This window comes from Tumebacillus lipolyticus (genome assembly GCF_042682745.1).
In the GTDB taxonomy this organism is placed as follows: domain Bacteria; phylum Bacillota; class Bacilli; order Tumebacillales; family Tumebacillaceae; genus Tumebacillus_A; species Tumebacillus_A lipolyticus.
In genome coordinates this window covers 1,280,728-1,303,145 of record NZ_JBHUIO010000005.1, presented here as the reverse complement: position 1 = coordinate 1,303,145, position 22,418 = coordinate 1,280,728, and the positions used below count along the sequence as shown (strand labels likewise).

Here is a 22,418-nt window from a genome sequence, read left to right as displayed (position 1 = left end):
CAGTAGTGTTTCCCAATCGCCAGAAACTAACCGATTTCCCGCCCGTTTCTGTTACAATAAGGAGTGATACCTTTCCAGAGAGGTGAAATGAATGGATTACAAAATCTTGGTGGTCGATGATGAACTACCAATTGCTGATATTCTTAAATTCTCATTAGAAAAAGAAAACTATCATGTCGTGCTCGCCCACGATGGGCAAGAGGCGGTGGAGAAGGCGGCCGAAGAAAACCCCGACCTGATCCTGCTCGACGTGATGCTGCCGAAGAAGGACGGCTTTGCGGTCTGCCGGGAGATTCGCGTCTTTTCCAGCGTGCCGATCATCATGCTGACCGCGCGGGACAGCGAGATCGACAAAGTGCTCGGCCTGGAGATCGGCGCTGACGACTATGTGACGAAGCCGTTTTCCAATCGCGAGCTGATGGCGCGGGTGAAAGCGAACCTGCGCCGCCAGAAACAGCCCGAATCGAAGGCGGAGCAGAAGCCGAAATACAACGTTGGCGATCTGGTGATCGACACGGCGACCTATGAGGTGAGCAAGCGCGGCCAGGATGTCGGGCTTACGCACCGCGAGTTTGAGCTGCTCGTCTATCTGATCAAACACCGCAACACGGTGCTCACCCGCGAGCAGTTGCTGCAGGAAGTGTGGGGCTATGACTACTATGGCGACGTGCGCACCGTCGATGTGACGATTCGCCGGTTGCGCGAAAAGATCGAAGATGATCCGAGCAACCCAGAATACATTTTGACCCGTCGCGGCGTTGGCTACACGCTGAGGAGGTAGGGGCGTTTGCTGAAAAGCATTCAGTGGAAGCTCGTCCTGATGTACCTGCTGGTGATTCTGGTCGCGATGCAGGTGATCGGATTTTACTTCATCCAGCGGGTCAACACTCATTTTATCAACTCCTTTCAGGAGAAAGTGTCCGGCCAACTGCTGGTGCTCGCCGATGTTCTGCCGGCCTACCTGAGCGAAAACGAGCAGAAGAAAAACTTGCAAAACGATATCGGATTTCTCGCCGACTCGTTTGCCAACGCGGCGGGGGCGGAGATCAACATCATCAACAACCAGCAGATCTTGATCGCCACGTCGGGCAACAAAAACTATTTGGAACAGAAGAGCTTGCGTCCTGAAGTGACCCGCGCTCTGCTCGGCAACGAGGCGGAGACGATCAAAGTTGATCCGACAGACGGACAGCGCTATCTGTACATCTCGATACCGGTCAAGGTGGGGACACAGGTGCTCGGCGCCGTCTATTGTGTCGCCTCGCTCTCGTCCGTCTACCAGACGATCCACGACATCACGGTGATCTTCTACACCGGGACGGTGATCGCCGTCCTGCTCACCGCCGGCCTGATCATCCTGCTCTCGCGGACGATCACCAACCCGATCGTCGAGATCACCAAAAAGGCGGGCGCGATGGCCCGCGGCGATTTTGACCAGGCGGTGACGGTGCGCTCCGATGATGAGATCGGTCAGCTGGCCGAGATGTTCAACACGCTGCGCGTGCGGTTGCGCGAGGCGCAGACGGAGAACAAGCAGGAGCAGGACAAGCTGGAGGCGATCCTGCAGCACATGTCGGACGGGGTGGTCGCCATCGATCGCGAGGGCACGATCATCCTCGCCAACCCGGCGGGCGCCAAGATGCTCAGCGGCGAGTCGGTCGAGGAGCTGCTGCAGCGCCCGCTCGACTCGGCGATCAACTTCGGCGAGGAAGGCAACACCGACCTGCTGCTGACGACCGTCTCCGAGTTTACGCTCGAAGGCCCGTCGGGGCGGATCGTTCAGGCCTACTCGGTGCCGTTTCGCGGCCAGAGCAGCGAAGAGCGCGGCGCGGTGGTCGTGCTGCGCGATGTGACCGAAGAGGAGAATGAGGATCGCGCCCGCCGCGATTTTGTCGCCAACGTGTCACACGAGATCCGCACGCCGCTGACGACGATCAAAAGCTACATCGAAGCGCTCGAAGACGGCGCGATCGAATCTCCCGATCATGCCAAGCGCTTCCTCTCCGTCATCCACGGCGAGACGGAGCGCATGACGCGGATGGTCAGCGACCTGTTGCAGCTATCGCGCCTCGACTCGAACCGCGAACAGCTGCGGATCGGGCCGCACGTGCTGCGGGAGTTGGTGCAAAATGCCTGTTACCGCTTCTCGATGCACTTGCAGGGTCAGGATGTATCGCTCTCGTTCGAAGTTCCGGCCAACCTGATCGTCAGCGTCGATGCGGACAAGCTCGATCAGGTGTTTGACAACCTGATCTCCAACGCGATCAAATACACGCCAGACGGCGGTCGCGTTCGCGTTCGGGCGCATCGTCCGAGCGGCAAATATGTGCTCGTCCAGGTGATCGACACCGGGATGGGCATCCCGAAGCAAGAGCTTCCCCTGATCTTTGACCGCTTCTACCGCGTGGACAAAGCGCGATCCCGCGCGATGGGCGGCACCGGGCTTGGACTTTCGATCGCCAAGCAGATCATCGAGCTGCACGGCGGGCAGATCCAGATCGACAGTGAAGAAGGACAGGGGACGACCGTCTCCTTTACGTTACCTGTAGCGACCGGAGGTGCGTGATCTTGGAAAAACTGAAGACGCTCCTGCTCACCGTCCTCGTGATCGCAAGCCTGCTGCTGTCGCTTGGCATCTGGAGCATCACGCCTCAGTACGAGTCGATCGATGGGCCGCAATTTTCCTCCAACATCGCCACCACCGATCCGAGCTTTGAACGCACACTCAACAATGTGCTCAGCCCGCGCGCCGTCCTGTTGCACTCCGATCAGGGAAAGCACAAGGCGCTATTTCCTGGGCAATCGGGCTACTCGGCAGGGATGGAGCTGTTGGCAGATGCCTCGCTTTTTGACATCAAGATCGACACCAAGTTTACCGACGAGGAATGGAAGCGGACGATCGGGGAAAAGAAGAGCGTTCAGTATGATTTTGACGCGGTGATTCCGATCAACATGCTCAATGAGATGGGAACCTTGCACTTCACATCGCGGGTCGAGCCGCTGATGAACGTCAGGACGATCTATCTGTACGCAAACGGCGAGAGCGAGTTCCGCGTCGTGTTTGTCGAAGACGCAGAGACGGTCTACAGCGCCAACGTCGTGCTCAGCAAAGACCGGTTTCAAGCGCTTTATGAGGAGCAGAAAGATGCGCCTGCCTACGCGCTGTATGGAGATTCGCTCAAGCGGCATTACTTTTTGCCTGTCGCGCGCCTAAAGCTGCACGCCTATACGATCGACGTCAATCAGGGGATCGAGATGGGGCGCTTGGTCGATTCATTCTTTCTGGATCGGTCGCTGACCCGCCGCGTCGTCGAGCGCGACGGCTCGGAGATCGTGACCGATGGCAATCGCTTGGTGCGCGTCGACAGCAAAGGAAAGATGATCGAATATCGCAACTTGAACGTCGAGAAAATGCGGCGCAACCAGCTCGATGAAGACATGAGCATCGCCAAAGCGCTCGACTTCGCCAACGCGCATGGCGGCTTCCTCGGCCAGGTGACGATTCACCAGATGCGCACGATCCGTCCGAACGATTTGGACGTGGACGGTCGCCAGTTCGATTTCCGACCGACCGTCGCGGGGCTGCAGGTGATCGGCAACCTCTCCTCGGCTGCCATTCTGGTGATCGACAACGATGTCGCCGCGTTTCGCCGCTCCCCCTATATGGTCGGAGGGAAGCCGGTGCAAGGAGCTGAGCAGGAGATTCTCTCCGGCGAAGAAGTGATGAGCTTGGTGGAGAACAACGCGCTGCTCAGACCGGATCGCATCTCCGATATCTACCTCGCCTACCTGATGGAGTCGCAGAGTGGTCAATCTTCCAAACTGCGCCCCGTCTGGGTGATCGAGCAGGCGAGCGACTATCGCGAGGGTGTCTTCGATGCGGTGACAGGCGTGCAACTGCAGAGCGAGGAGGTCATGCTGCGTGGATTGGAGTAGAGCCAAGACGTACTTGATCGTCGCCTTTTTGCTGCTCGACCTGCTGCTCGGCTATCAGTACTACTCGTCTCAACAGGAAGCGCTCGGCTATGTACAGTCCTTCTCGACACAGCTTGACGAGCTGAAAGAAGTGTTGCGCGAACGCCGGATGATCCTGATGACCGAAGTGCCGAAAGAGACGCCGGTGATGTACTTTTTGGCGGCGGGACATCCGCAGGAGCCCTTGCCGGACATCGCCGATCGCATCCTGCATAATGAGAAGCTCGTCGAGGATGATCGCAGCAAAGGGACGATGAAGTTCAACTCGTATGAGGGCGAGTTTGAAGTGACAAGCGCCGGCTACTTCAAACTGCAATATCGCCCTGCGCTGAAGATCGAAAGCGATCTCGGCGTGAAGCGAGGGCAATACATTTTGCAGCTGATCAGCCCGAGCGTCTGGAACGGCTCGCTGTACAAAGAGGACATCGCGATCAACAACTTGAGCCAAGAAGGCACAACGCTGCGCTACCTGCAAAGCTATCAGCGCTACCCGATCTTCTCGGCGGTGCTCGAAGTCAACCTGAACAGCTCGGGGGTCACCAGCTACAATCAGAAAGCGATGGAGATCGGCGAAGAGGAAGAGCGGGGACAGCGCGTGATCTCAGCGATCGGGGCGATCCGCACCGTCGCTGAAAAGCATGATCCGGCACAGCTGCCAGATCCGAAGAAGTTTGTCACGATCCACGATGTGAAGCTCGGGTACTACTCGCAAAACTATGCGGGAGCGGACGAATGGTATCTCGCGCCGATGTGGCGCATCGTGACCGATTATAAAGTGTTCTACGTAAACGCACTGACCGGCCAAGTGGAGGCCGGTTCCTAAACAGCGCAACGAAAATGGGCAGGGAGACAGCTAGGGGGAGACGTTTTGATACGCTTTAGCGTTTTATGCAGTGGCAGCTCGGGGAACTCGATCTATGTCGAGACAGACCAGACGAAGATCTTGATCGACGCTGGCGTCTCGGGCAAGCAGATCACCTCCTCGCTGAAGGAGATCGGCGTGGACGTGAGCGAGCTGGACGCGCTGCTCGTCACGCACGAGCATTCTGACCATGTGCGCGGCGTTGGCGTGATGGCGCGCAAGTGCAAAGGGCTCGACGTCTACGCCACAGCGGGCACGTGGAGAGGCATGCAAAAGCATGTGGGCGACATCGCCGAGGAGCGGCAACATGTGTTTGCTGTCGAGGATGCGCTCAATTTTGCTGACTTGCACATCGAGCCGTTCCCCGTCTCGCACGATGCGCTCGACCCGGTCGGGTTTTGCTTCTACCAAGGGGAGACGAAGCTGGCGTTGGCCACCGACCTCGGCTATGCGAGCGATCGGGTGAAACGGGCGATCCAAGGGGCGGATGCGCTGATCTTCGAGGCGAACCACGATCCGGAGATGCTCCGCATGGGGCCGTACCCGTGGAGCGTCAAACAGCGGATCTTAGGCGACAAAGGCCACCTCTCCAACGAATCGGCCGGAGATGTGCTGTCCGAAGTGCTCAGCGGCGATTCGAAAGATGTCTACTTGGCTCATCTGAGCCCAGACAACAACATGCCGGAGATCGCCGAGATCACCGTGCGCGGCGTGTTGACGCAGAACGGCTACCAGGTGGGGAAAGAGGTCGTGCTCCACGACACCTATCGCGACAAGCCGACAGCGCTGAAGACGATCAAGCGGATGTAGGGGAAGGCAACAAGACGGTGCAGATCAAAAAAAGACCCACTTCCGAACTGCGGAAGTGGGTTTTCAAGATAGAGAAGGGGGAGACAAAAGCAAGTGGGTAGAAAGCTTAGTTGGCATACTCGGAACGATTCACCTCGGGGGTGAGATCGTCATCCAGCTGATGCGCTTTGCGAATGACATCCTTTCGATCGAGAATGCCCTTTTCGACGAGCAGTTCCACCAGAGCGGTGAGGACGAGCGTGTTCTTATAGTCCACTTCCTTCAGGTCGGCCAGCTGAGCGATCAGATCGACTTCGACTGGCAATCCGTTTCGTCTGTTCATCGGGCATCCCTCCCGTTCAGAATCATTCAGTAGTCCTAATTATGTCCAACTTGTGAAGAGAATAAACACAAATCGGAAATGAAACTGCGATTTTCCTGTTGAGGAAGTAATTTGTGGAGAATTTTCAAACAACTGTTTGAACGATTTTTGACAGTAACTGTTGAGACCTTGAGCGAACGAAAATATACTCTGTATAATAAGGGTACACTGAAACCTACACTCGACAAGCGCATAGAAGAAAAAGGGTTAGGGATAGCTTAAGGAGGAGGGTTTGAAGATGGGATTCTACGATGATTTTGATTCAAAGCCTAAGCGCAACAAAGGTAGCTTCGGCACGTGGATTGCAGTTTCGCTCGTGTCAGCCCTGATCGGCTCGGCGACCACGGTGGCTTTGGTTCCAACTTTGATAAAATCGAACGTGATCGAAAGCAACACCGTATTTGCGGATAATGGCAACAGCAAAGGTGGGTCGTCAGAGACGATCAACGTCAACGTTCAGACGGGCGTGGTCGAGGCGGTCGAGAAGATCAAGCCGGCTGTCGTCGGCGTGCTCAACCTGCAAAAGAACCGCGACTTCTTCGGTCGCAGCGCGGGCAACGAGCAGATGAAAGGCACCGGCTCAGGCATTCTCTTCGATGACAAGGGTCACATCATCACCAACAACCATGTGGTCGATGGGGCGGACACGGTGGAGATCTCCTTGCAGGACGGCAAGCGGATCAAGGCGAAAGTGCTCGGGGCAGACTCGATGACCGACTTGGCGGTGCTGGAAGTGGACCCGAACGATGTCAAAGGCATCACGCCGGCGAAATTCGGCAACAGCGAATCGCTGAACATCGGGGAGCCGGCGATTGCGATCGGCAACCCGCTCGGCCTGAAGTTTGCGCAGTCGGTCACCGTAGGGGTCATCTCGGCGACCAAGCGCGAAATGCCGATCTATGACGAATCGGGCGTTGAAGTCTTCTCGCAAAACGTCTTGCAGACAGATGCGGCGATCAACCCGGGCAACTCTGGCGGCGCGTTGGTCAACATCAAAGGCGAGCTGATCGGCATCAACTCGGCGAAGATCTCGTCGACAGGCGTTGAGGGCATCGGGTTTGCCATCCCGATCAACGAAGCGCAGCCGATCTTGCAACAGCTGATGGAAAAAGGCTCGATCGTGCGTCCGGTGATGGGCATCTCCCCGGTCGCGCTGACCGAAGTTCCGGAAGGCTACCGCGGGAAAGTGCCAGTCGAGGCGGGCATCTACGTCTACCAGTCGCATGAGAACGCCAAAAAGGCGGGAATCGAAGCGGGCGACGTGATCGTCAAGATCGATGGTGCTGCGGTCGAAGATCCGATCCAACTGCGGAAGATCCTGTACAAGAAGCAGCCGGGCGACTCGGTCAAAGTCGAGTTTTACCGTGGGCAAGATCTGAAGACGGTGGAGCTTGTTCTCGCAAAACCGTAAGCGGGATGAAAAGCGGCAGAGCGCCTCAAGGGGCGGCCCTGCCGCTTTTTGCATCCTCGTTTTTTTGGACAAAATCGGGGGAGACTGCTAGTATTAGAACTACTTCCACATCCCTACCTACTTTCAACAGATGAGGTGGACTCCGCATGTACGTCGTGTGCAAAGAGCATGTCGAGATGGCTCTCGACGAATTCGTGGACGAGTATGAAGGGCAAGCGCCAGACGTCTATAAGCTCGATGAGATTTCGTTTACCGCCTGGGAAGCCCCGGCGAAGTGTGAGTATTGCTCGCAAGTGCCCAAGTTCCTGATCGTGTGAGCGCAGGGAAGGGAGAGATCGAACTGTGCAGATCAACCTGCTTGCTGTCGGCAAGCTGAAAGAAAAATATTGGACCGGAGCCGTGGACGAATATGCGAAGCGGCTCTCTTCGTATTGCAAGGTGAATTTGATCGAAGTGCCAGACGAGCCGACGCCAGACAACGCGTCGGCCGCGCAAGAGGCGGCGATCAAGAAAAAGGAAGGGGACAAGCTGCTGGCCAAGATCGGCGACCGCGACTATGTGATCGCGCTGGCGATCGAAGGCAAGAGCCTGTCGTCAGAGGAGTTTGCCGATCATCTGGATCGCCAGGCGTCGCAGGGGTATAGCACGTTCACCTTTGTGATCGGCGGTTCGCTCGGCCTGCACGAGGATGTGCTGAAGCGGGCGAATTTGAAGCTGTCCTTCTCCAAATTTACGTTCCCGCACCAGATGGTTCGCGCGATTCTGCTGGAGCAGGTGTATCGGGCGTTTCGGATTCAGCGGGGGGAGCCGTATCATAAGTAAGGACATCGTTTTGAGGATTGGGAGAAGGGTCAAAGACAAGCGTAATGTCTTTGATCGTTCTCCCTTTGATGTTTTCGGAGGGGTTCAGTGTGATAAATTCAATCAAGCTGTGGAGGATGTGTTTCTGCTTTTCAGGTGTCACGAGGGGCAAGGCTTCTGCGAATCGAGTTAGTACCTCTTGGACTTGATCGAACGAGACTTCTTCAATGGAGGTCGTGTTCAGTTCGCAGTCAATTTCTTTTTTGCGCTCTTTGAGTTCCTTGATTTCTCGTTCCAGAGTCATGATGTTTTCGCTGACCGTTTCAGATTCAAAATCGGGACGCATGAAGAGGGTCACGAGCTTGTTCAGGTTTTTTGTGGCTTGATCAAGCTGGGTTTCTGTATATGCTTGCTGTGACAGTAACGGGGCTTTCAGATTGGCGATCTTCTCATTGAGCTTGTCCACGATAGCTTGCAAGTTGGCTTCTACGAGGACAACGGATTGAATGCGTTCCAGAACCGCACTCTCCGCATAGTCAGCGCGAACCATTTTCGCCAGACAGCTATGTCTTGGTGTCAGAGCGATCAGGTAAGCTTGCAGAAACGGGCGTTAACAAAATATGAAAGCAATTGTCACCCGTAGTACACCTACGGCTCGACTTAGGTGATCTTCACTTGTCCAATGACCTTTTTTTGAATTAGGTGACTATTGTTCGACATAAAATTGAGGCTTTATGAGAAGTCACTTTTGACATTTCAATATACTTCTCCTAAAATCAGCTAATGGTGACTGATGCCCACCTCACTTCCTTAAAAACGATCAACCTTTCTCAAGATTTACTTTTCAATGGAAGGGGATTTTGCTAGACTATATATATTATGCTTTATTGAGTTTGTTTGGAGGTGCAGAACTTTGAGGGAAAAACTTTTGGAAGCAACACCGAAGTACGTAACCCCTTTGGAGAACAGCAAATTGCCATTCGAAGAGTTTGACTACGAGAAGAATCAGGATTTAAAAAGAGAGTTAACTGAAACGTGGAGAAATTTAAAACCTGAAGTGCAACGTGATCAATATAATAAAAAAATCGGCAATTTCTACCGAGAAAAGGGTTATTTTGATCCAACGAAGGAACAGAATAATTTTAGGTTAATGTGGGAGGAAGCCGAGAAAAGATTACAATTTGATTCAGGTATTAAATTATTAGAAATAAATGATCATTTGCAGGAACGGGCTGCATGTGATTATTTGGAAATGATTGAGAACATTGATCAAATTAAGTCTCTGTATAGATTTAAGAAAAAATCGGTAGGGAGTACTGGCTTGGATGCGAACGAGGCTCAGATAATAAAAAGTTGTCTCCGTCAAGGAAGGGAGCTATTTGAGTCTGGGAGAAACTCCCCAATGATGGTAAAACCGCTTATCTTTTTCTATTCTTTTACTGCCTATGTATATGCTCTTATTGTTATGAACAACCCATTGCGTTATAGGTTAAGTATGCTAAATGGTTCTCATGGTGTAAACTTTGTGGATAGCAAGTCACGGATTCAATTTGGTGGAGATATTACCGAGGGAACATTCAGTGATCTATTTACTTCCTTTTCAGTGATCAACCACGTAGGTAACGGGGTTGAGTTACTTCAGGACAATAGGGAATCTATCATGGCGTTTTGGAAATCACGCTATGAAATTTCTATTCTAGAATTACTCAGTATGATTCCAGAGCTAAGAGATTATTATAAACTTTTGACAGGCGAGAATAGCAGAACTCATCAGCTTAAAGTAGTACGCGGTCAAAACCATAGAGCAATTTCTTGGGACATTTTTATAGGTGATGGTCATGACCTTCCTTCCCGAGAAGATTTGGAAAGTTCCTTCAAAGATTGTGAAATTTCAAGATCTGAAGGGAAGGCTAAGGTTTCGATTTCAAACGAGAAAATGCAAGGAATCAGAGGAACGATTTATTCTGACATATACGGTGACTTCTGGTACGTAGAAAATCCTCTACACCCTGTTGTTCTTCCTGAAATCTGTGTACACTTCCTATTGATGAGTTCGTTTAGCAACATTATGCGATACAACCCTTATGAATGGAGTCGGATACTTGAAAATGAAACAGACTCGAAAATATCGTTGTTAATTCGACGATATATCTCGATTTTCGAGCATAAGTTACCGATTTTGTTGATGAGAGGGCTTACAGAGTTTCATGCGATGCTAGCTAAACGGTAGAGAGGTATTGTAGCTTTCCGTAAAGCTAACGGAAGTAGATCGCCGTAGTAACGGGGTCTACTTCTTTTTTTGATTCGACAGCGTGGCAAGGACGATAACAGACGTCCGTTTTGGATAATTAATCGCCTGTAGTTGAGGTGTCTGTGTCCCGACATGGAAAAAAGCACATTGGAGGAGATACTAGATGGTGATTCGAACCTTTCGGTCAAAGACTATGTGCTTAGAACAGGTGCGGTGAACCGTATCATAAGTGACGTATATAAAATAGAGCCACTTCAAGGGAAGTGGCTCTATTTTACTCACTTTCATCTTGTTCACCATCCTCGATATGCCCACCAGTTTCGCGAAAATGCCAAACCTGAGTAACCAGATCCTCTAAAGCATCAATTACTAAATGGTGTTCTCCCTCAGGATATTCGAGCAATTCGAGATTATAGGTAGTTTTGATTGCGTTTTTTATAGAGATTGGACGGCCGTCACCGGAAATTGCATAATGGGAACGAGAGCTTTTCGCGGAAATATTTACTCCTTCTAACAGAAGGTTAATATCAGGGTCAGACATACTACAACCTATAAATAGAACTGTGTTTATTAAAAACAGAGAATCCAAAATTTTGTAGAAAGAAGGGTAGTCGTTTTTAGCGTCGAAGTAACTTTTTCTTGTTAATACAATTTTGTCCGAATCATTAACGCAGCCATGCGCCTTGATAATAAGTCTCTTTTTTGAACGGATTTCACTTAGGAGATTACTACTGTAGTAATACAGGGTGTTAAACGAAGCCCCAGCACCATCAAGATTGCATAGCGACTCATAAATTTTGTCATAATTAGTTGTAATAACAATCTTTGGATCGAGCGAAAGAATGTTTCTGTGAAGATCAGAAGGCTGAAAAGCAATATTGGGATTAAACTCTTGCTGAATGACTTGGTCAAAATCACCTGGATCAATGTGATCGTGAATGATTTGAGCTGCATCTAGAAAAAGTCCCTTATCACAAAGTTCAATAGCTAAGAGTTGGGCTTGTGAATCGTTCATCTTTCTAATTGCAACTCTAAGGAACTTGCTCCAGTCCTTCGGTCGATTACCTAGTTCATTTGTTGATGATGCAGATGCCCCTGCACCTAATACAATAATACATCTACGCTCAGCAATCTCCGTAACTAACGACTCCGGCCATTTAAATTGTTTTGTTTCGACGTTATAGAGCTTCATACTGAGTCCCTACCTCGACATTTCGGAGTAAATTAGCGGCAATTTCTTTTAGTATAGATATATATGCCCTTTGTTGACTATATTGTGAACCATTAAGTCCATCTTTTGAATCTAACATGAAAATGGGGGCATTGGCTGCCTGCGCCATAGGAACAAGACTAAAGAGATGGGGTACTTGCCCCAAGTTTAAATTAGATAAGGATAATTTCTCTGGAACAAAAGGAGATAATTCACCGATTACTTTGTTTGGTATTTTCTCTAAGATGGCTTCGAAAGCTTTTGTAGGACGAATACCTTTTTTAGTAGATCTAGTTGGGATATACAATTGGACAGTGTAGCCTAAGAATCGGCATTGACTACCGAGATCATTAAGAATGTCATTATGATGTTGGTTAACCAATTCCTCCTCATTTGTACTTATATACTTGTAATTCATTGAATATAAGTTCACCCATGCACTTAACCATTCGGATATGTTACTTACTCCCATCATACTAAAAGTGTCACAGCCCATTGGAGTGATAAAGAAATCACAGCCAATAAGTATAGTTCTATTAATTGCGCCAAGACTAGGACCTACATCATAGATAATAACATCATAGTTATCTTTGAAGTGATTGCTTAGCCTATAGCACCAATTAGTGATTCTAAGTGAACCGACATCGTTATTCATGTCTAGCCATGATTTACTGAGTTTGTCTTCAAATAGGGAAAATCTTGGGTGACCAGCTAAGATATCTATACCAAAACGATTATCGGAACCAGGAATAGGTTGCACATCTAGATTAATAGTTGCACCACCGCCCTTGATAGGATTAATAATATCCATAATTGTGTGGTGCTTCTTCTCTTCAAGAATTTCTTCATAAGTTTCTTGAGAAAGAATGTACTGTGTTGCATTACACTGAGGGTCTGCGTCGATTAAAAGGACTTTTTTCCCATGCTTTAATGCGAGGTAGGAGGCTACATTACAAGTAAGAGTAGTTTTACCAACTCCGCCTTTGTTGTTAAAGAAGCAAATTGAGGTTGACATTCAAAGCACCGCCATTCTTTTTAGGTATTATACCAAATGATAACATATTTATAATGGAAATGCACAACGTGCAGTTTTTGAAAATGTTCCTGATATAGTATATGTTAAATATTAAGGGTAGCCGTATCATAAATGAGGATGAACTGGGAGGGAGACCTCGCCACGTATTCCATCGTGGCGGAGGTCTTTTTTTATTATGGGAGTATCTTGTGTGGGAGCTCAATCCGAAATGCAAAGGACAATCATGAATTATCTTACTATATACCATACATTGCACTACCGCCGATCCCACTCTGAAAGGACGATTTGAGCCTGAGCCGAGTACAGTTCCATCAAGCGGTCGAACGTATCCATTGCTTGGTTTTGCAGGTCTTCGTCGGAGAAGGGGTCGTTATAGATGTTCATCACGGCGCGAACCAAATCCTTAGCGCCCAGATGATATCTGTTGGTTGAATTCTGGATGTGCTTGTTATTCAACAGGTGGTTCATAACGGACAAGGTCCATTTTGGATCATCTATACTTTGTTCCCACAACACTGTACTGAGTTGATCCCCGTTACGGATGGCAGACTTAGATCCGGCGAATTCATAAATGAACTCACGAATTTCTTCTCGAAGGGTGGGATGGTTCTTTTTCAAGTCAAATAGGAAGAATCCTATTTGATGCTGCACTTCCTCGTCATCATCATTCATCAATTGTTGTAATCCATTGATGAGAATTGGAGAAGGATGGTGCAAAAGATTAATTGTGAAAACTTTCGCAACCCCCTGTCTATATGAAGCAGGGCCTGATAGTGCCTCTTTCAAGAGACACTCCATCTTCACTTGTACTTCTGTATCTTCAAAGCAATCTGGAGAAATTAGTGATAAAGCAACCAGTTTGGCTCCGTGTTTTTGCACATCCTCTTTTTCATCAAGCATTAATCCAAGTATGTGAGGAATGACCCGCTTAAACGAATTATCCATTGCCCAGTAGCAAAATTCAGCTGTATAGTACACTTGGTATAGCTCAGGATGTCCGGAAATGGCCCGTTCGAAGAGGTCTATTGCACGCTGGCAGTCATGACTAATCATATAAATCAGTTCATGAATTGCACCAGCTCGCAGAAAGAGCATATCGCTACGTGTAGCATAGCAAAGAATAGCCCATTTCTCGTAGAGGAACCGCTCATCGTGACTATATATACGCATTAAGGCTTGCATGGATGCTCCTCGAACTGTGTTGATGTATTCAGAAAAGTGCTCATTAGAATACTCGTGCTCATGCAGAAGTTGGTCATCGAGATAGGTTTTCAATAAATCAATGATCTGCTGAGGCACATTCTGACTTGCACGTTTGTTTACAGCCCATGCGGTAGTCCGGCGAACGTTCAAATCCTCATTGCCTTCAAATAGCTTGATGGCCTCAAACAACAAGTCAGCAGGTGCTGAGGATTCCGCCAGTCCGTTTAGCAGAGCGCAGACATAATGCTGGTCAAGTTCAGTATTACTTTTTCTGAACAGGGCGAAGAAGCGTTGAGGCTCCTTCTGAACCAACTTTTGAAGAAGATGAGATAACTCACTGGCACCTCCTCTGAGCCAGTCATCATGCCGCACAACTCCTTGGTATTTTTTCATGGCTTTAACCCACTGTTTGTCAGACATTTTGCTTGCACAGTCATATGCAATAGGTGAGCCCACCGTCCCGCTCCGAATCCGACTAGGATTGTCCGAGAATTGATATTTGGGGAAACGTCTCTCAAGTTGCTGCATGTACCTCTTGCCTTTGTCACTGAGATTTGTGTAGGAAAATGCCTGTAACAATCTCAGTTGGCACATTTGCTGATAGTAGTAACCGTACAGTTTCAAATTCTTATAACGTGGTGTTTGAGTCATAATAAAATCTTCTAACTCATGAAGTTGTGACTTTTGAAGGTGTGGAATGATGGATTTTATCAAAGCTCTGCTGTCATAATCATCATGTTCCCCGATGGTTAGTCTCCGTGGGTCATTTAAAAGAAACTTTAGGGCAGTGGAGGCGTACTGCCCTGATACTTCTCTTAATACACGGGCTACCAAAAATTGAACAGAACTGAAAGGATAACTGCTTAGGTACTGGATTTTATCGAGGAACTTTTGAGGTTGACTATCGGCCAATTTTACAAATGCCCTTAACCAAAACTCTTTGAGGACATCATTGAATCGGACTATACCACCTTCATACCAATCAGAGAATACATGATCCGAAATGAAACTTTCAGCGGACTCTACTTTCTGGTGCGCTTGGGTCTGTACAGCATGGATTAACCAAGGTACTAATGTATCCAAGAAAAATAGGGCGGAGAACTGAATAACGACCTCCAGAGCTTTATTGAGAGTAGTATGGTTAATCCTGTCTAATTCCTCAACAAGGCTTAAGAAATGGAAGCTATAGGCGTTGTTAGGGTCGCGATTCACCTCTTGTTTTTTCGTTATGTAATTCTCCAATGCTTGATCCATAAAGATACGTAGGATACGGCAAACGGCTTTCGGATCGTAATGAGCCAATTCTTCCCACTCAAAATAGGATTGGCGGGTATCCAGTTTTTCCTTGCTCACTATTAATTCAAGGAACTCAACAGCCTCGTCACAACTCCACTTCTCAATACGCAAGATTAGGCTCCCGATAGCCTGATCGCGCACTTCATTTTTGCCATAGTAAGGTCGGAGAAATTCGATGACATCATTCTGCCGCAATTCTACTATCGATCCCAGATAGCGAAATACCTCCCAAAAGCTTTCTTCCTGACCTTGATCCAACAGGTCAGGAAATACACGGCTCTTCCAATATTCGAACCAGTCAGGGTTTCCATATGTGAATTTTAGGAGCTGCGAGCGCATTTTCTGATCTTTGATCAAGCGATCTGCCAGCCTTATCTCATGATCGCTAGGAGAGGGGAGTGATGCAAACCAATGATGTAGATGGTTTTTTAGGTGGTATCGCAGGTCCGCAGTAGTAAAGAGAGCAATCAATTGTTGCAGGTATGCTTTCAAGTCACTGGAACCGCGCAGATAGGAAAGTACCTGTACAAGCTGTGGGCGTTGGAACAAACCTTGAGGGGATTCCACTAATGTTTGTACCAACGAATGCTTCTGTTCGACAAAGTCTCTCGCATAGCAGTAGTCAAAGAAAGTCTGGTGAAAGAAACTTAACTCTCTCCCTTCTTCTACTAAAATTCCTTCGCTAGACAACCAATGAACGGCCTTCTCAAAATAAGTTGTATCCAGCTTATTGAAAAAAGATTTTGGCACTGATATTCTCTGTTCACGATCCATGTAATTCGCCATGAGTATCAGTGCTTGTTCACGCTCTCCGACTGACGGAGAGTCTGGGGATTGTTTCCCAATCACATTTTCCCAGACAAGGTGATAGAGTTCTTGCAAACTTGTAAAGTCGCTGCCTTGTAGCAACGCCTTGTTTTCCATGGACTCATATGCCATTAGAAAGAGGTTTAGATGTAGGGGAATTCGCAAGAGTTTTTGAGTCGAAGGCAACAAAAGACTGAAATTAAGCCCAGTTTCCTCTAAGCACGTTTGGATCTCCGATTCTGAAAGCTCCGGCAGAGAAAATTGCTTGCAGCCCTCAAGGTTTTTCAGTCGGGGGTCGCTGTTAAAGTCGAATTTGCGACAACTGATGATAATACGCACGCCCGATATCGATCTCAGCCTTGATATCAAGTCCAGTGCAAAGTGCATCCCCTCTTGATCATGAGCCATGGATAAAGACAATGCGTCTAACTGGTCAAGTAGCACGACAAATGGTTTTTGAGATGCTAAGGTCGGCACGATACGCTCTACTCGAACAGGCAAGTCCAACTTGATCTGCAACTCATCCAAATTTCTCACACCAGAAAGTTGCTGATCTGCTTTGATCGCGAGGACATCGATTTGTTGCCGTTCGAGATCCTCAAGTATCTCTCGGATCAGGACGGATTTACCCGTGCCGGCTTGATCCAAAAGAACACCGACAGATTCTTGGTCAGTTGTTTCCAAGAGCCATTTGGTGATGGCCTTAGTTGTATCGCGCTCAAGGTGTTTTCCTGTTCTACCGATGATATTCGGGTGATGTCTCATGGTGGAGCTACTAGAATAGATGGCAGAACGTAACTCTTCGCTCGATACGGATTTGGAGATGATGATGTTTTTATCTTGAAGCCAATCTTGGAGAGCTTCATTGGTATGAGTTCCGCGGATGATCGCCTCACCGCCAACATGATCTCGAAGCAGTGAAAACAAGGCGGAGGGTGTATGGTTCGATTCTGGCATTTCATACACCATTTGGGCTCCTTCGACCAATTCCCTAGGGGAGTGATTCACCTCAATGCTCGCAAAGAAGGACAGTAGCTTTTCCTTATCATTGAGTAGCTCTGCGGATAAAAATGTTTTGAGATGGTCAAGGAAGTTGATCAAATTGTTGTTTAGCCTTGATACCCATTCTGAGTGGTTTTGGCTTGAGGTTGCCCGTCTGGTCAAATCTTTGGCGAGTTCGAGTTCGTCCTTAAAGATGCCGTACACAAGTTGCAATCTATCTTGGCCGATATTGAAGGAAGCTTGTTTGAATTGTTGTTCGAAGTCCCTCCAAACTTTGCCCCATGCACTATCTAAACCGTTAGATTTTGATACTGATTCTTTCACATGGATAAATTCTTTTCTACTGTTTGCATACGTCACTACGATGTCGTCTACATCTTCAGGGGCTTCAACCCGCACTTCTACTACTTTCTTCGAAGCAATAGAAGGTCGTGGGTCTAACATTCGTCCAAGATACAGGGCAGCAATGGCATTTTGAAAAGTGATACCAGCTTGTGTAGTTGGGCCGCCAGACTCTGCGATTGCCATGAATCGATCCCTCCTAAAAGGTTATCAGGTTTCTTCAATGGTAGTGATATTTCTCGATAGAACTTGCTTTTAATATATTATATAGAATAAAATTGATATATGTATATATGGGTTACAGTCATAAGACACCTTCTTTGATTCGTTAGATGAATTATTTTCACACTCAGAGTCATACGCTAAGCCGTAACATAAGTGAGGGAAACCACCAATCGAAGCAACTGCCGGCACTATGTTAGAGTAAGGTTACAAAAAATGCATAGGATACAAAATGACCGCAGGTGTTGGTAGCACCTACGGTAGTTGCACAATTGATACCCGGCTCATAGGCTTAATGAGAAATAGATGTCAACATCAGTTGAAAATTCCTCAAAAACACCGTTTAAAAATTACCCAGTTTCGCCGATCTAGCACGAACGATTGTCACTTTGATCCGTGCGATTCTCGGAACTAAAGAATCCCGCTTTTTTCTTTTCCTTTACTCGATAGCTTTCCCCTTTAATGTTAATGGTGCTGGAATGATGGAGGAGACGAGCCAAAATGGCTGTCGCCAAGACGGTATCGCCAAAGATATCTCCCCACATCCCGAAAGATTTGTTGGACGTCAGCACAATGGATCCTTTTTCATACCGCTCTGATACGATTTGAAAGACAAAGTGGGCAGCGGTTTCATCCATTTTTCGATACCCAATTTCATCAATCAAGAGCAGGTCTGGCTTGGTGAAAGCTCGCATCTTCTGCTGGATTGTTCCAGTGCGGTGCGCGTCTTGAAGTGTCTGCACACGGTCATGAGCAGACGTAAAATAGACGGTTTTACGTTGGGTGATTGCCTCCATAGCGAAAGCTACCAGTAGGTGCGTTTTCCCAACACCAGGTGGTCCCAGCAGAATGACATTTTCCTGGTTCTCGACAAACCGCAAGGTAGCTAAGTCTCGAATCCGACGCTCGTCAATGGACGGTTGAAATTCGAAATCAAACTGATCAAGCGTCTTATGATACGGCAGCTTCGCTAGGCGTGTCCTCGTCTTTAGATATCGCTCGTGTTTCGCCGCCAATTCCTCTTGAAGCAACTTGTCTAGAAACTCTAAATACGTTAGATTGTGTGTAGCTGCTTCTTCAGCATGAGCATGGAGAGTCTCGGGAATCCGAACCCATCCAAACTGTTGAAAGGCAGTCTGCAAGCGCTCTTGTATGATCATGAGCGCATCACCCCCTCGTCCATGAGCTGATCATAGACGGCGAGAGGGCGCTACAGGTATTGGATTAGACATAAGTCGAGGTGATGGTTGGCTGACCGGTCTCGCGACACTGTCTTTTCGAATCCCATCGAAGTGTTTTTTATTTTGTACAATTTCTCGGTGCCCCGTAGCCTTTCTGTGCTCCGCGATGACCATGCCTTCATGATAGATGTGGATGCCTCCACGACGGTCATCTTTGATTTGTACAAGGTGACCCACAAACTGGATTGGAACCGAGTAGCGGTTTCCTTCGTAGGAAACGAGCGTGTCTGACGACACCTTTCGAACCTGATAGTCTAAGTAGTCAAAGTACAACTGCAGGTGATTTCAAATGCTCACGGGGAAGACGGTCAACGGGCCGTTCTTGTGTGGTACCGTGTAGGCGCACATTAGAAACCGTATTCAGCCAGTGTAGAGCTTGTTCATTGAGATGTTGAAGATCCGTGAATGTCTGAACCCTCTGTCAAAAGTTTTTTCGTACATAGCCTACTCCGTTTTCTACCTTTCCTTTCGTTCTAGCTCGATAGGGGCGACAGCGACGGAGCAGGAAGCCATGGTGAGAAGCGAACTGGCCGAAACGGTGATTCCAAACAACTTCTCCTTGTTCGTCAGTCCCTGAAACCACAGTTTTCATGTTATCGTAGAGACACGTTTCAGTTATGCCCCCAAAGTACCGGATGGCTCGTTCGTGACAACCGATAAGAGTCTCCAGACGCTGATCCTCCTTAAATTCCACATACATCATCCGGGAGTACCCCAATACCATAACAAACGCATAAAGGCGTTTTTTCTTTCCGTTCCAATCGACTTGAAACTCGCCCCAATCCACTTGCGCCTGTCGTCCAGGCGGAGTTTCAAATCGAACCGTTGCTTTGGAAGCGACTAGTGGCCGGAGCGGCCGCATAAAATCTCGAAGTCTTGTGATGCCACCCGTGTAGCCAGCAGCTCGAATCTCATCCAAAATAACAACTGCGTTCAAACACCCTACTTCCATTCTCTTGCGAACGTAAGCTTTGAAAGGTGCCAACTTCTCAGGTTTTTCTAATGTGCGTTGGTAAGTTTCTGGGGACTCCTCGCGCAACCAACTGCGAATAGTCTTCCGATCGCGCCCAAGCTCTTTTGAAATAGCCGTGATGCTCATTCCTCGTTGTTTCATCTCTTTAATCACGAAAAATTCCCCGTTCTTGACCATGATTTCTCTCCTCTCGGAGAGATTGTCCGTTGGAAGTGGGGAAGTTTCAACCGTTGCTCACAATTATCGGAGTTTCCTGTCTTTAGCTTGCTTTTCTTCTCCTGCGCGCGATAACTTTCACCCTCTATGTCGTGGTACTGGAATGGTGGAGAAGGCGGTCTAGAATGGCAGTCGCTAACACTATGTCTTCAAAGATAGCTCCTCACATGTTTGGGCATGGAGAATAATGAGATAAAATAGCAGTCGGAGGTTTACTTTTTTTGATTTTGTGTAGTATAATTAGAAAAAAATCCAGTATGGTGATCTGGAGGTGGAATAATTTGCTGAGTCGTTTTTTGTTGAATGATGATATGGCAAAGTTATTGGTCAAGTCCTTTACTCAAGAAACAGAGAGTGTCTTAAACGATATTACAAAGGATTATGGTATGGGTACCGGGAACTTTAGGCATGGCGGTTCTTGGGATAAACGGTTTGGCCGTATTAAAGATTCGGCACTTCAAAATGATCTGGTTGTACTCACGAAGAGCAGGGGTATCTGGACATTTGTCTGTGTTCTGGATTTAGGTACTGGTAGCCTGTATATTTTCTCAAAGGAAAAGAACTTAGATGTTGTAATCAAGAATTTTGGTAAAAAGAGTATTCACTACTTTCATGCGTTCGTATCGTTGAACAGTAATCCCCTTGAGTTCCCCAACCAACAAATGACGTTATTCGAACCACTGACAGAAGAATATGAAAACAAAAGGTTGCTTGAAGTCCAGAAGATACTGGGAGAAGAATATCCTTTGGTCAAGCAAGTAATTTTTGTAGTTGGTCAGGAAATCGGTAAGAAAATTGTTGGTGTTGAAGCACGCCTGTTTAATCGATATTTTGAGTTAATTGACAAGGCGGAATGGACAGCATATGTGTCTAAAGACGAATATAGTGACGTGGCTGTTTTAAACGATCCAGGCATGGAGAACATGGGTATCATACCTAAAATTAAGCCATCGGTTAAGAAGCGGAAAGCGGAAATTGACAAGAAGAAGCTCGTTGAAGAAGGAAAAAAGGAAAAAAGAAAAAAAGAGGAAGATAACGGCTAATATTCCTCGATATAAGGAGGAATCGGAATGTTTCAGCGGCAGTTTAATGGGGCGAGACTACGAGAGGGAAGGATATATCGAGGTCTTACTATTACTGATCTAGCTAACGAACTCGGTGTTAGTAAACAGATGATTTCGAAGTATGAAAACAACAAAGCTGTTCCTAACCTAGATTCGTTGTTGCATATAACAAATATTTTGAAATTCCCCCGAGAATTCTTTTATGAAACACCTGTTGAAGTAAAGACGGGAAGCACCTATTTTCGTTCTTTGTTGACTACGGGAAAGAAAGAACGAGAGATGCAGTATGACCGAGTAAAGTACTTAACAATTATTCGTGCTTTGCTTGAGGAGTACGTGGATTTCCCAGAGCTTGATGTTCCAGACTTTTCCGATCGGGATATTGAAAGTGTTGAAGAAGTGGCCGACCAAGTCAGAATGGTTTGGTCGCTTGGTGATAGACCGATAAAGGATATTATTTATTTACTTGAAACTAAGGGTTTTGTTATATCCTCTTTGAATTTAGATAATAAGATGATTGACGCTTTCGGCTCACAACATGAAATAGATGGAAAGTTGTACTATTCCATTGTTTTAGGTAATGATAAACGGTCTTTTTATAGACGTCAGTTTGACGTTGCTCACGAGTTAGGCCACAAAGTTTTGCATGACCCGTATTTGAATATTGAGGACTTAAGCAAAGAAGAGTTTAAGCAAATCGAGAAGGAAGCGAATGATTTTGCTGCAGCGTTCTTGCTACCTAGAGAAAGTTTTCTGAGGGATGTATCCATGCATCCTAATGACTTGAACTATTATACATTGCTTAAAAAAAAGTGGTGTGTGTCTATCGGAGCAATGGTGATGCGGGCCTACAAGTTAGGAGCAATCAATGATGGAACTTATCAGTACATGCAGCGTTCTATAAGCCATAAAGGTTGGAGAACAAAAGAGCCGCTCGATGATTTAAAAGACTTGAAAGATCCAGTTTCGATGAAGCAGGCTATAGAGTTGTTGATTGAGAATGACTACATCAGCGGCGAAGGGTTTATGCAGAAATTATCGCAGCATTATGGATTAAGCTTGTTACGGGAAGAAGTTGAAGGATTATTAGGGCTTGAAGAAGGGTATTTGGAGACGGAAATTGCCCATACAGGCAATATCGTGAGCATTAAGGATAAGTTAGAATCAAGATCTAGAGACATAACAAGTTAGTTACTACACTGTTGCAAAGGTGCCCCTAAAAATGGCACCTTTTTTTGTTGATATGGATAGGTGGATTTGTGTCATCCAAAAATATTGTTGAGTTAAACCTTAGTGGTTAGGGGAGCATGGAAAGGACGCGAAATACGTGTCCTT

At 47.5% G+C, this 22,418-nt stretch carries 19 protein-coding genes and 1 pseudogene; 11 read left to right on the top strand and 9 right to left on the bottom strand.

The window, feature by feature from the left end; translation table 11 throughout:
* Positions 1 to 91 precede the first annotated feature (91 nt).
* The 5 genes from yycF to ACFSOY_RS11190 are packed head-to-tail and all read left to right on the top strand — an operon-like array spanning position 92 to position 5,647.
* A complete protein-coding gene (gene yycF, locus ACFSOY_RS11210; protein WP_386046607.1) occupies positions 92 to 781 on the top strand; it encodes a response regulator YycF in 690 nt (229 codons plus the stop codon).
* 6 nt (positions 782 to 787) lie between these two features.
* Positions 788 to 2,566, top strand: a complete 1,779-nt coding sequence (locus ACFSOY_RS11205) for an ATP-binding protein (protein WP_386046605.1) — start codon at positions 788 to 790, stop codon at positions 2,564 to 2,566.
* Between the two features lie 2 nt (positions 2,567 to 2,568).
* Positions 2,569 to 3,936, top strand: coding sequence for a YycH family regulatory protein (locus ACFSOY_RS11200; protein WP_386046603.1), 1,368 nt, complete (start codon positions 2,569 to 2,571; stop codon positions 3,934 to 3,936).
* Positions 3,923 to 4,798 carry a two-component system regulatory protein YycI gene (gene yycI / locus ACFSOY_RS11195; protein WP_386046602.1) on the top strand — a complete coding sequence of 292 codons (876 nt, stop codon included), beginning with the start codon at positions 3,923 to 3,925 and terminating at the stop codon, positions 4,796 to 4,798. The genes ACFSOY_RS11200 and yycI overlap by 14 nt, the downstream gene beginning before the upstream one ends.
* Before the next feature lie 48 nt (positions 4,799 to 4,846).
* The gene (locus tag ACFSOY_RS11190) at positions 4,847 to 5,647 is read left to right on the top strand and encodes an MBL fold metallo-hydrolase (protein WP_386046827.1); all 801 of its coding nucleotides are present in this window, start codon (positions 4,847 to 4,849) and stop codon (positions 5,645 to 5,647) included.
* 106 nt (positions 5,648 to 5,753) lie between these two features.
* On the opposite strand, the gene ACFSOY_RS11185 is transcribed toward ACFSOY_RS11190, so the two are convergent.
* Complete coding sequence (locus tag ACFSOY_RS11185; protein WP_386046600.1) at positions 5,754 to 5,969, bottom strand: hypothetical protein; 216 nt, start codon at positions 5,967 to 5,969, stop codon at positions 5,754 to 5,756.
* Between the two features lie 277 nt (positions 5,970 to 6,246).
* Between ACFSOY_RS11185 and ACFSOY_RS11180 the strand changes: the two genes are divergently transcribed.
* From ACFSOY_RS11180 to rlmH, 3 genes are all read left to right on the top strand, one after another.
* Positions 6,247 to 7,419, top strand: a complete 1,173-nt coding sequence (locus ACFSOY_RS11180; RefSeq protein ID WP_386046598.1) for a S1C family serine protease — start codon at positions 6,247 to 6,249, stop codon at positions 7,417 to 7,419.
* Positions 7,420 to 7,565: 146 nt separating this feature from the next.
* On the top strand, positions 7,566 to 7,736 hold the full coding sequence (locus tag ACFSOY_RS11175) for a CxxH/CxxC protein (RefSeq protein ID WP_386046596.1): 171 nt from the start codon (positions 7,566 to 7,568) through the stop codon (positions 7,734 to 7,736).
* Positions 7,737 to 7,761: 25 nt separating this feature from the next.
* Entirely contained in the window at positions 7,762 to 8,241 is a 480-nt protein-coding gene (gene rlmH / locus ACFSOY_RS11170; RefSeq protein WP_386046594.1) for a 23S rRNA (pseudouridine(1915)-N(3))-methyltransferase RlmH, read from the top strand.
* On the opposite strand, the gene ACFSOY_RS11165 is transcribed toward rlmH, so the two are convergent.
* Positions 8,150 to 8,770: a hypothetical protein gene (locus ACFSOY_RS11165; protein WP_386046592.1), complete on the bottom strand. Its 621-nt coding sequence runs from the start codon at positions 8,768 to 8,770 to the stop codon at positions 8,150 to 8,152. The genes rlmH and ACFSOY_RS11165 overlap by 92 nt on opposite strands.
* A gap of 363 nt (positions 8,771 to 9,133) precedes the next feature.
* Between ACFSOY_RS11165 and ACFSOY_RS11160 the strand changes: the two genes are divergently transcribed.
* A complete protein-coding gene (locus tag ACFSOY_RS11160) occupies positions 9,134 to 10,450 on the top strand; it encodes a YaaC family protein (protein WP_386046591.1) in 1,317 nt (438 codons plus the stop codon).
* A 295-nt stretch (positions 10,451 to 10,745) separates the two neighbouring features.
* Here ACFSOY_RS11160 and ACFSOY_RS11155 read toward each other — a convergent pair whose 3' ends face one another.
* The 7 genes and pseudogenes from ACFSOY_RS11155 to ACFSOY_RS11125 all read right to left on the bottom strand — a co-directional run.
* On the bottom strand, positions 10,746 to 11,663 hold the full coding sequence (locus ACFSOY_RS11155) for an SIR2 family NAD-dependent protein deacylase (protein WP_386046589.1): 918 nt from the start codon (positions 11,661 to 11,663) through the stop codon (positions 10,746 to 10,748).
* Positions 11,650 to 12,696 carry a ParA family protein gene (locus tag ACFSOY_RS11150; RefSeq protein ID WP_386046587.1) on the bottom strand — a complete coding sequence of 349 codons (1,047 nt, stop codon included), beginning with the start codon at positions 12,694 to 12,696 and terminating at the stop codon, positions 11,650 to 11,652. The genes ACFSOY_RS11155 and ACFSOY_RS11150 overlap by 14 nt, the downstream gene beginning before the upstream one ends.
* Before the next feature lie 276 nt (positions 12,697 to 12,972).
* Positions 12,973 to 17,553 carry an NACHT domain-containing protein gene (locus tag ACFSOY_RS11145; protein WP_386046586.1) on the bottom strand — a complete coding sequence of 1,527 codons (4,581 nt, stop codon included), beginning with the start codon at positions 17,551 to 17,553 and terminating at the stop codon, positions 12,973 to 12,975.
* A 404-nt stretch (positions 17,554 to 17,957) separates the two neighbouring features.
* Positions 17,958 to 18,749, bottom strand: coding sequence for an IS21-like element helper ATPase IstB (gene istB, locus ACFSOY_RS11140; protein ID WP_386046584.1), 792 nt, complete (start codon positions 18,747 to 18,749; stop codon positions 17,958 to 17,960).
* Between the two features lie 30 nt (positions 18,750 to 18,779).
* Positions 18,780 to 19,067 carry a Mu transposase domain-containing protein gene (locus ACFSOY_RS11135; RefSeq protein WP_386046582.1) on the bottom strand — a complete coding sequence of 96 codons (288 nt, stop codon included), beginning with the start codon at positions 19,065 to 19,067 and terminating at the stop codon, positions 18,780 to 18,782.
* A 184-nt stretch (positions 19,068 to 19,251) separates the two neighbouring features.
* Entirely contained in the window at positions 19,252 to 19,980 is a 729-nt protein-coding gene (gene istA / locus ACFSOY_RS11130; RefSeq protein WP_386046580.1) for an IS21 family transposase, read from the bottom strand.
* Positions 19,953 to 20,182, bottom strand: a pseudogene (locus ACFSOY_RS11125) (ATP-binding protein); the annotation flags it as partial. The gene istA and the pseudogene ACFSOY_RS11125, both read right to left, overlap by 28 nt.
* 118 nt (positions 20,183 to 20,300) lie before the next feature.
* Here ACFSOY_RS11125 and ACFSOY_RS11120 point away from each other — a divergent pair.
* Both ACFSOY_RS11120 and ACFSOY_RS11115 read left to right on the top strand, forming a co-directional pair.
* Positions 20,301 to 21,062 carry a DUF5986 family protein gene (locus ACFSOY_RS11120; protein WP_386046578.1) on the top strand — a complete coding sequence of 254 codons (762 nt, stop codon included), beginning with the start codon at positions 20,301 to 20,303 and terminating at the stop codon, positions 21,060 to 21,062.
* 27 nt (positions 21,063 to 21,089) lie between these two features.
* Positions 21,090 to 22,274 carry a helix-turn-helix domain-containing protein gene (locus tag ACFSOY_RS11115; RefSeq protein WP_386046576.1) on the top strand — a complete coding sequence of 395 codons (1,185 nt, stop codon included), beginning with the start codon at positions 21,090 to 21,092 and terminating at the stop codon, positions 22,272 to 22,274.
* Positions 22,275 to 22,418: the final 144 nt, after the last annotated feature.

Coding starts and splice junctions, on each gene's coding strand:
- yycF (WP_386046607.1), top strand. CDS start 92: ATGGATTACAAAATCTTGGTGGTCGATGATGAACTACCAATTGCTGAT.
- ACFSOY_RS11185 (WP_386046600.1), bottom strand. CDS start 5,969: ATGAACAGACGAAACGGATTGCCAGTCGAAGTCGATCTGATCGCTCAG.
- ACFSOY_RS11180 (WP_386046598.1), top strand. CDS start 6,247: ATGGGATTCTACGATGATTTTGATTCAAAGCCTAAGCGCAACAAAGGT.
- ACFSOY_RS11175 (WP_386046596.1), top strand. CDS start 7,566: ATGTACGTCGTGTGCAAAGAGCATGTCGAGATGGCTCTCGACGAATTC.
- ACFSOY_RS11165 (WP_386046592.1), bottom strand. CDS start 8,770: ATGGTTCGCGCTGACTATGCGGAGAGTGCGGTTCTGGAACGCATTCAA.
- ACFSOY_RS11155 (WP_386046589.1), bottom strand. CDS start 11,663: ATGAAGCTCTATAACGTCGAAACAAAACAATTTAAATGGCCGGAGTCG.
- ACFSOY_RS11150 (WP_386046587.1), bottom strand. CDS start 12,696: ATGTCAACCTCAATTTGCTTCTTTAACAACAAAGGCGGAGTTGGTAAA.
- ACFSOY_RS11145 (WP_386046586.1), bottom strand. CDS start 17,553: ATGGCAATCGCAGAGTCTGGCGGCCCAACTACACAAGCTGGTATCACT.
- istB (WP_386046584.1), bottom strand. CDS start 18,749: ATGATCATACAAGAGCGCTTGCAGACTGCCTTTCAACAGTTTGGATGG.
- istA (WP_386046580.1), bottom strand. CDS start 19,980: ATGGTCAAGAACGGGGAATTTTTCGTGATTAAAGAGATGAAACAACGA.
- ACFSOY_RS11115 (WP_386046576.1), top strand. CDS start 21,090: ATGTTTCAGCGGCAGTTTAATGGGGCGAGACTACGAGAGGGAAGGATA.